The sequence below is a fragment of the Clostridium sp. genome, from assembly GCF_036639235.1.
Classification (GTDB): domain Bacteria; phylum Bacillota; class Clostridia; order Clostridiales; family Caloramatoraceae; genus Clostridium_AB.
In genome coordinates, this window is sequence record NZ_JAVWJB010000061.1 from 1 (window position 1) to 6,559 (window position 6,559).

The following is a 6,559-nucleotide window of genomic DNA, read 5'->3' on the forward strand; positions in this document are numbered from 1 at the left end:
TTTTCTATATTTGCTCCTATTCCTTGAAGCTTACTTACTATGTCTACATATCCTCTTTCTATATGATAAATATCAGATACTGTGGTTTCTCCTTCAGCATAAAGCCCTGCAAGAATTAGTGCAGCACCTGCTCTAAGATCTGTTGCACGTACACTTGCTCCTGTAAGTGCTTCAACACCCTTAACAATTGAAAGTCTACCGTCTATTTTAATGTTAGCTCCCATTTTAACAAATTCGCTAACATGCATAAATCTGTTTTCGAATACTGTTTCAGTAAATATACTAGTTCCCTTAGCAACGCTCATAAGAGCCATAAATTGTGACTGCATATCTGTTGGGAATCCTGGGTAAGGGAGTGTTTTAATATCAACAGCATTAATTATGCCTGAAGACATAACACGTACCTTATTGTGCCCCTCAAGTATATTAACTCCAGCTTCAGTTAACTTAGCAATAATTGGGCGAACATGGTCTGGGTTAACATTTTCAACAACAACATCTCCACCTGTAATTGCAGAGGCAATCATAAATGTTCCTGCTTCAATTCTATCAGGTATAAATTTATGAGTTGTACCAGTTAGAGACTCTACTCCTTGAATAACTATAGTATCAGTTCCAGCCCCATAAACACTACATCCAATGGAATTTAAGAAGCTTGCTAGATCTTCAATTTCTGGTTCTTCAGCAGCATTTTGAATAATAGTTTCTCCCTCAGCAAGGCAAGCTGCTGTCATAATATTTTCTGTTGCACCAACTGATGGGAAGTCAAGGTAAATATTACATCCCTTAAGCTTCTTACACTTAGCCTCAACAAATCCATATTCTGTGTGAATCTCAGCACCTAGTGCTGCAAGGCCTTTTAGGTGAAGGTCTATTGGCCTAGTTCCTATATTACACCCTCCAGGTAGGGAAACTTTAACACTTCCATATCTAGCAAGAAGTGGACCCATAACAAGGAAGGAAGCACGCATTTTACTAACTAGGCTTGGGTCTGGTTCTAGGGTGTGAATTCCCTTACTACAAACAGTTAAGGTATAGTTACTGGTATTTATATTTACATCAACTCCAAGTGATTTTAAAACGTCTGATATAACATATACATCATTTAATAATGGGACATCTATAAAAGTACATTTTTTATCTGTTAATAAAGAAGCTGCGATTATAGGAAGGACTGCATTTTTAGCAGCTCCAACTTTGATTTTTCCTTTAAGGGAGTTTCCACCTTTAACGATTATTTTACTCATATCTATATCCTCCATTAATTAATACTCAATTGAAATAATAGGGCTACCAACCCATATGTAGGTACTGTTGTCTATACTAGAGTATTTAGAAGATACCTGAATGTTAATCTTCTTATTATTAACAGTAATGCCTTCCTCAAGTAGTGGAGAATAACCACTAAAGCTTATTGAAGAGTCAGCATAATCCTTAGAATAGGTGGACTGAGACTTTTTAAGCATATAGGAAAGGGTAGAACTAATTTCGTTTTTAGATAGTTTTTTATTAAGCTTAGCTATAATATGTGAAGAAACCCTAGGGTTTTCATCGAAGTAGGTTAATATTTGTTGAATATTGTCCCTTAAGTTAATAATATTCACATTATTAGTTTTATGTGAATAAAAAATAGATATAAATTTATCCCTAGAATTATTTTTACTATTAGCAATTGTTACTGTATAGGAAAATTCATTACAGTTATATTCTCCTACAGTAGAATTTTCTGTAGAGCTAATATTAAATTTAAGATTAGAAAGGGTAGATGAAATAAACTTATTCATAAGGTTTTCGTTAGAATCATTAGATGTAAAATTAACATAACCAAAAACCTCTTTCTTAATAATATTTGCATTAGAGTAACTAGCAACATCCTCAAGACTTAAGGTCTTAGTAGTGGCTAAAGTGTTAATATTATTAAAGAAAGAGAATATAATTATCAGAATTAAAATAAGCTTTTTCATTGTAATACCCCCATATATTTTAATATTAAAATTATGGACAGGTTGTCTTAAATTTATACTGTAAATATTACAAAAACAAAAGAATTATTTTAGAGTTAGAGTTTATTATATGAAGAAAGTTTGATGAAAATGTGTATTTATTTTGATTAAAATTATATCCCTATAATATGTAATAAATATATGTAAACATTAATACATTATAAGGTAAGCTGATTAAACAGGAGGTGTTTAGGTGAAAAAAATAATGCTTTTCATAACATTGATTGTTTGTTTAATGCTAGGAATACCAATGGGTGTAGTTGGAATAAGTAGCATGAAAAGTGATATAACATCAGGTAAGGAAGCAGAAAAGACACCAGTTAAAACAGACAAAAAAGAACCAGAAGCAGTAAGTAAGACAAATACAAGTGATGTTCAGATAAAGGTGTATTACAAGGCTCAGGACAAGGTTTTAACTATGAATATGGAGGAATACATAAAATTAGTAGTTTCATCTGAAATGCCTGCAAGTTTCCATGAAGAAGCATTAAAGGCACAGTCAATTGCAGCTAGAAGTTTTCTTGTTCCTAAGATGAAAATAGTAGGGGGGAGTGGATGCCCTAAAGCTAAGGGAGGTGATGTATGTAGTGAAGTTCACTGCCAGGCATTCCTACCTAAGGAAGAAAGAATGAAAAAATGGGGATCAGAGGCACAGGCTAAGTGGAGAAAAGTTAGTAGTGCAGTTGATGGAACACGTGGAATGGTCCTAAGTTACAATAATGAAATAGCAAAATCTATTAAGTACTTCTCAACAAGCGGAGGGAAAACTGAGGATTCACAATATGTATTTGGGTATTCCCAGCCATATCTTAGAAGTGTAGAGAGTAAGGGGGAAGAAAAGGCTCCAAACTTTACTTCAGTTCAAAAGATTAAAAGAGAAGATTTTGTGGCAAAGATAAAAGGTAAGTATAAGGATGCTAAATTAGATCCTAAAGTCTTAGAGAAGCAAATAAAGATTACTGATAAGACTATAGGAGAAAGAGTTAAGAATGTATATATTGGTGGAGAGAATTTAACTGGAGTACAAATGAGAAGTTTATTTTCATTAAAGTCAGCAGGATTTACTTTTTCCTTTGATAAGGATAATGTAGTGTTTAATGTAAAGGGCTACGGACACGGTGTTGGAATGAGTCAGTGGGGAGCTAATGAAATGGGTAAAACAGGTAAGAAATACAATGAAATTCTAACCCATTATTACAGTGGAATAAAAATTGATGACTATAAGAAGTATATAAAGTAAAAAAGTGGGCAAACTGTTAGGTATGATAACCTAGCAGTTATTTTTTTACCTAATTCTTATAGTTTTTTTATTGAGTGTATTGAATTAGGATTTTTGGCAACAATTTAAACGGAGGTGTTTTTATGGGAACAAACAATTCATCAAAGAAATCAAGTCTACTTAAGAGAGAAGGTTTCTACGTAGTTTTATTTTTATGTCTTTGTGTGGTGGCTGTTATTACAGTTTACATATCTAAGACTAACGCATTAAAGGGACAGGAGATGGCATCTAAGCCACCTGTAAACGTACAGAAGCATATACCAGATGCACAGCAGGTTAAGAAGGATCCAGACAATACGGTTCCTACGATGAACAAGAACAAGGAAGAAGATAAGAAGGAAGAAGCTACAGAAGAAAGATCAGAATCTAAGGATACATCAGCTAAGAAGAAGAGAACAATTGCTCTACAACAACCTATTAAGGGTACAGTTACAAAGCCATTCTCAAAGAATGATCTTGTATATACTAAAGCATTAGATATTTGGGAGACACATGAGGCTATTGATATTGCTTGCTCACTAGGTGATGAAGTTAAAGTAGCAGCTGCTGGTAAGGTTATTGATATTTACAATGATGATAAGGCTGATAAGACTCTTAAGTCAGGATATGGACTAACTGTTGTTGTTGAACACGATGGATTCAGAACAGTGTATTCTAACCTAGCAGATAACCTAAAGGTTAAAAAGGGTGACTCTCTAAAGGCTGGATCAACTATTGGTCAAGTTGGAGATACATCAGTTAGAGAATCAGTGAAGGTAGACGGAGCTCACCTACACTTTGCATTACTTGAGAAAAAGGGTAGCGACTTTATTACAGTAGACCCTACTACATTTATTAAGAAGTAATACTTAAGCTACTATGGATAAAGTGTCTAGGGGATATAGGCTAATAGCTTATTCCCTAGACATTAATTTTATATTGATTTTGAAGAATATAAGGGAATTATATCCCTTGTTATTATTATAGGAGGAATATTGCTGTGAAAGATTATATTGAGGATAGAGTACTTGAAATTGCCAATTATATTATTGACTCTAGGTCTACTATTAGACATGCTGCTAAGAAGTTTGGCGTTAGCAAGTCTACCGTTCACAAGGATATAACAGAGCGTCTTCCAAGAATCAACCCCCAGGTAGCAGTAGAAGCTAAGTTTATATTAGACCTTAATAAGTCAGAACGACATATTAGAGGTGGAAAAGCCACAAAACTTAAATATAATGTGTCGAATCTTTAATTTCGGATATTTTTTGATATAATAAAGAAGGAATTTGATGATTTATATCGAATATAAAATACTAATAATGTCCGAATGAAATATAATGGGGAGTGAATTATTGCTATGTTTGGAGCAGGAAATGATATTGGAATAGATCTTGGAACAGCTAGCGTACTGGTATATGTAAAGGGTAAGGGAATAGCACTTCAAGAACCATCAGTAGTTGCACTTGATATGAAGTCAAATAAGGTACTAGCTGTTGGTGAAGATGCTAGAAATATGATCGGTAGAACACCGGGACACATAGTTGCAAAAAGACCGCTAAGAGATGGTGTTATTTCAGATTATGATATGACAGAACAAATGCTTGTGCATTTTATTAAGAAGGCTATAGGCAAAAGAGGATGGAGCAAGCCTCGTGTTATAGTTTGTATACCATGTGAAGCAACTGGAGTAGAAAGAAGAGCAGTTAAAGATGCTGCACTTAACGCTGGAGCTCGTAATGTATATCTTATTGAGGAGCCAATTGCAGCTGCTATTGGAGCTGGGGTAGATATATCTAAGCCAAGTGGTTCTATGATAGTTGATATTGGTGGAGGAACTACAGATGTTGCGGTTATTTCTCTTGGAGGAATGGTTGTACGTTCATCAATTAAGGTTGCAGGGGACAAGTTTGACGAAGCTATTATGTCATACATCAGACGTGAACATAAGGTTATGATCGGTGAGAGAACTGCTGAGGAACTTAAAAAACATGTTGGATGCGCATTTAAGAGAGATGAAGAAACAACTATGGATGTTAAGGGACGTGACCTAGTTAGTGGTCTACCTAAGAACATTACTATTACATCAGACGAAATGAGACTAGCTCTTAAGGAAACTGTAGAAGCAATTGCTGACTGTGTACATTCAGTGCTTGAGAAGACACCACCAGAATTATCAGCTGACATAAGCGAAAAGGGTATAATTCTTACAGGTGGAGGATCACTTCTTTGGGGTCTAGATAGACTTATAGAAGAGAGAACTATGGTTCCGGTACTTATAGCAGAAGATGCTGTTTCAAGTGTTGCTCTAGGTATAGGTAAGTCACTTGAGCATGTTGATAACTTTGTAGAAGACCTATCAACATATTAAAATTTATTATATGTAGATAAAGCCTTATAAAGGATTTTTTTAAGTGAGTCCTTTATGAGGCTTTTTGTTTAGCTTTTTAAGTCCCTAGCAAATATAAATGCATCCTTAATTATTTCAGAAAGCTGCATTATAAAGCTTAATCTTATGCTTCTCATAGAGAATATATCACAGTTATCAATTGTATCAACAACTGCTATTATAGATATATCTCCTACCTTAGGAAGGGTTTTTCCAACTCCTTTACCAGGGTGAACAGGACCGAATTTTACTTGAATATCACCTATTGCATCTTCAAGGCCAATACATGCGTCAATTGCAATAACAAAGTGGTCAGGATAAACATCGTAAATATGCTCAAGTACAGTTTCAAGATTTACTGCATGAGCAGGGAATTCAAGCGTTCCTACTACTGGATAGGGATAACTTTCCTTAGTTAAAAAGGTGCCAACAAGAGGACCTACAGAATCTCCTATACACTTGTCTGTACCAATACAAACAATAATAGTATTTTCTTTAATGTAGTCACTTAAAAAAGTACCAAGTTTTTCTACTGCATCATTATCTAAATAATTTACTCTAATGCCTGTAGTATCAGAAAGTTTTTTTGCCAAATGTACTCACCCCCTGTAATAGTATATAGAGGTTAATAGCCTATTTATTACTAAAATAAAAAGAATAAAATTTAGAATTTAGAAAATAATAATTAATATAAAATTAACAGAGGTGATGAATATGATTAGGATGTCAACGGTACTGCTACTTACAGCAACTATTTTTTCAGGTGCAGTAATGCTAGGAATCAACTCTCTTCAGGTTAATGCTGAATCTAATAAGGAAGAGAAGATATTTTTTGAAGAGGTACGTAAGCCAGACGGGTCAGGGTATATATTTGATGATTTAGACGGAATTAGTCTATCAGTTGATAAC

At 34.3% G+C, this 6,559-nt stretch carries 8 protein-coding genes; 5 read left to right on the plus strand and 3 right to left on the minus strand.

All coding sequences use genetic code 11. From position 1 onward, the window contains the following. Both murA and RR539_RS09900 read right to left on the minus strand, forming a co-directional pair. Window positions 1-1,247: UDP-N-acetylglucosamine 1-carboxyvinyltransferase (murA, locus tag RR539_RS09895; RefSeq protein WP_332483787.1), on the minus strand; the 1,247-nt coding region annotated here is incomplete at its 3' end. 18 nt (window positions 1,248-1,265) lie between these two features. Next, window positions 1,266-1,964, minus strand: a complete 699-nt coding sequence (locus tag RR539_RS09900; protein WP_332474942.1) for a YwmB family TATA-box binding protein — start codon at window positions 1,962-1,964, stop codon at window positions 1,266-1,268. Window positions 1,965-2,196: 232 nt separating this feature from the next. Here RR539_RS09900 and spoIID point away from each other — a divergent pair, with 232 nt between their 5' ends. The 4 genes from spoIID to RR539_RS09920 all read left to right on the plus strand — a co-directional run bounded on the left by spoIID (window position 2,197) and on the right by RR539_RS09920 (window position 5,632). After that, a complete protein-coding gene (spoIID, locus tag RR539_RS09905) occupies window positions 2,197-3,243 on the plus strand; it encodes a stage II sporulation protein D (RefSeq protein ID WP_332483788.1) in 1,047 nt (348 codons plus the stop codon). Window positions 3,244-3,365: 122 nt separating this feature from the next. Continuing rightward, a complete protein-coding gene (locus tag RR539_RS09910) occupies window positions 3,366-4,127 on the plus strand; it encodes a M23 family metallopeptidase (RefSeq protein WP_332483789.1) in 762 nt (253 codons plus the stop codon). 134 nt (window positions 4,128-4,261) lie between these two features. Further along, window positions 4,262-4,516, plus strand: coding sequence for a sporulation transcriptional regulator SpoIIID (gene spoIIID, locus RR539_RS09915; RefSeq protein WP_332483790.1), 255 nt, complete (start codon window positions 4,262-4,264; stop codon window positions 4,514-4,516). Between the two features lie 105 nt (window positions 4,517-4,621). Beyond that, on the plus strand, window positions 4,622-5,632 hold the full coding sequence (locus tag RR539_RS09920; RefSeq protein WP_332483791.1) for a rod shape-determining protein: 1,011 nt from the start codon (window positions 4,622-4,624) through the stop codon (window positions 5,630-5,632). A 68-nt stretch (window positions 5,633-5,700) separates the two neighbouring features. Here RR539_RS09920 and yyaC read toward each other — a convergent pair whose 3' ends face one another. Beyond that, complete coding sequence (yyaC, locus tag RR539_RS09925) at window positions 5,701-6,243, minus strand: spore protease YyaC (protein ID WP_442878409.1); 543 nt, start codon at window positions 6,241-6,243, stop codon at window positions 5,701-5,703. A 121-nt stretch (window positions 6,244-6,364) separates the two neighbouring features. On the opposite strand from yyaC, the gene RR539_RS09930 reads away from it, so the two are divergent. Further along, the coding region (locus RR539_RS09930; RefSeq protein ID WP_332500385.1) for a hypothetical protein at window positions 6,365-6,559 on the plus strand (195 nt) is incomplete at its 3' end.

Excerpts from the sequence above, each read along its gene's own strand:
- RR539_RS09900 (WP_332474942.1), bottom strand. The coding sequence starts at position 1,964 with ATGAAAAAGCTTATTTTAATTCTGATAATTATATTCTCTTTCTTTAAT.
- RR539_RS09910 (WP_332483789.1), top strand. The coding sequence starts at position 3,366 with ATGGGAACAAACAATTCATCAAAGAAATCAAGTCTACTTAAGAGAGAA.
- RR539_RS09920 (WP_332483791.1), top strand. The coding sequence starts at position 4,622 with ATGTTTGGAGCAGGAAATGATATTGGAATAGATCTTGGAACAGCTAGC.